This window comes from Methylobacterium sp. A54F (assembly GCF_053346035.1).
Map to the genome: position 1 here is coordinate 1 of NZ_JBKFBF010000074.1, position 337 is coordinate 337.

Here is a 337-nt window from a genome sequence, read left to right on the forward strand (position 1 = left end):
GCTTCAGCTCGCGCTCGCGGCTCGCCTGCGCCTCGACCCAGTCGCGGATCATCTGCTGCTCGGCCCGCATATGCTGCACGAGCCCCTGGGTGCCCTCAGCGAGGTTGGTCATGGCCTGCGTCGCCGTGCGGCCGTTGGCGCCCTCGGCGACGACCGCCGTCAGGCGCTCGACGGCCTCCGTCAGGGCGCGGGCCGCGGCCGGATCCTGGCCGACCGGGCGCGCCGGCTCGGCCTCGACGGCGGCGGCCTCGCCCGAGACCAGCCAGTCCTCCAGCTCGTTGTGGAAGCGCGCGTGCGCCTGCCCGGCCTGCAGATCCAGGAAGCCGGTGACCAGGGA

1 pseudogene is annotated in these 337 nt (G+C 75.1%); it reads right to left on the reverse strand.

The window, feature by feature from the left end:
* Nucleotides 1-337 (reverse strand): annotated as a pseudogene (locus ACLBXP_RS25390) (flagellar motor protein MotA); the annotation flags it as partial.